At 57.7% G+C, this 1,644-nt stretch carries 2 pseudogenes; one reads left to right on the top strand and one right to left on the bottom strand.

Features of this window, described 5'->3' with window-relative positions:
- Nucleotides 1–434: 434 nt before the first annotated feature.
- Nucleotides 435–920, bottom strand: a pseudogene (locus VSR34_RS37870) (DDE-type integrase/transposase/recombinase); the annotation flags it as partial.
- A 300-nt stretch (nt 921–1,220) separates the two neighbouring features.
- On the opposite strand from VSR34_RS37870, the pseudogene VSR34_RS37875 reads away from it, so the two are divergent.
- Nucleotides 1,221–1,511: pseudogene (locus tag VSR34_RS37875) on the top strand (IS5/IS1182 family transposase); the annotation flags it as partial.
- Between the last annotated feature and the right edge of the window lie 133 nt (nt 1,512–1,644).

Below are 1,644 nucleotides of genomic sequence, written 5' to 3' on the forward strand. Positions count from 1 at the left end.
AACCCGCGAATATCAGTGTGACCCACCGTCGAGATTTACTGCTACGTCGCCCTCAGGAAATTCACATGACACGTACTCGAGAGGCTGAAAACCAACTTCCCATTGACACGTGAAGTCATATCAGTCCACTGAACCATTGAAATTGCACCGATGCGAATAGTGCATGGGCAAGATGAATCTGAGTGAAACCGAGCGCGAAGAACTGATGTCGATGCAGCGCAGCCGCACGATGGCCGTCGACACACCGGGAGGGTAAGGAGATCGCGATCTTCATGGCGTCGTCGGATCATTTCGCCACCGAGCATCCAAATGTGATCGTGGTGTCGAAGCAGTGTCTTGCGTGCATATCTCACGGTGAGGAGATGCTCAAGGGAAGGCGCGAGTATTGCCACGATTGAACCGACCCGGGTTTCCCGGAGACTATTTTGCTTGAGTCATGCCACGGCGGCAGATGACCCAGCGAGATTTGCATAATAAGCGGCTTCTGCCTCGGCAGGTGGAATGTTGCCGATGGGGCCGAAGAGCCGACGATTGCAGTCCACCCGATTCGAGCGTCGCCATTTCAACGGCCTGCAGATTGCGCCAAGGTCCGAGGCGATGGATCACCTCTGCCTTGTACAGTCCGTTGATCGTTTCGGCCAGTGCATTTTCGTAGGAGTCGCCCACACTGCCCACTGATGGCTCGATGCCAGCCTCGACCAGACGATCTGTATAGCGGATTGATACGTATTGGGCCGCGGTCGCTCTGATGGATCAGCCCGTCCTGCTGCGCTGGCTGTCGCTCGTACAAGGGGCTCCAGTGCGTCCAGAACGAAGTTCGTGCGCGCCGAACTCGACACACGCCAGCCGACAATGCGTTGGGCGAACACGTCGATGATGATCGCGACCTAGACGAAGCCCTGCCAGCTTGATAGTGGAGTAAGAGACAGGGCGTAGTCGAGCTATCTTCCTGCCTCTCCTCCCCGGTAGAGTCGAGAACTGGCGCGCACGGTAGGCTCCGGTGGTCTCTTCACCGCTTTCGCGGTGGTCCTCAGTCCGGCTGGCATAGTCACGTTTCCAGCTCCCGCCACGTCGAACGCGGCTTGCGGTTTTCCGCACTACGCTCTCTTGGCTGCTTCACGTCAAGGTTTATGGGACCTATCATGCCGGGGACGCTTTCAGTGCGGCAGCACGACGAACCCGGTAGCCGTTGGACAGCTTCAGTTCGTACCTCGCGAGGCGGTCGCGGCAGCGGCGTGACGTGCTGGCGGCGCGTACATGACTAGCAAGCCGCTGGCGTCCTGGATTAGTTGCAAAAGGTGCTGTCGGTGCGATTGCGCGAAGCCGACCAAATCGACTGGCCTCGCGTCATCGTCGATTCCTCTTCAATCTGCGCTGCCGGCTCAGGTAAAAAACCGCACCGAAAGACCGCGCGCAGACCCGGACCAAAGCGATATCTCATCACCGAAGCGCAGGCCATCCCCCTCGCGGTGATTATGACCGGTGTCAACCGCAACGATCTCACTGAACTAGTCCATTGAACCAATGAAATTGCACTGATCTAATAGTGCATGGGCAAAATGAATTTGAGTGAAACCGAGCGCGAAGAGCTGATGTCGATGCAGCGCAGCCGCACGATGGCAGTTGGCCAGGTGAGGCGTGCGC

It is taken from the genome of Paraburkholderia sp. JHI2823 (assembly GCF_038900695.1).
GTDB lineage: Bacteria > Pseudomonadota > Gammaproteobacteria > Burkholderiales > Burkholderiaceae > Paraburkholderia > Paraburkholderia mimosarum.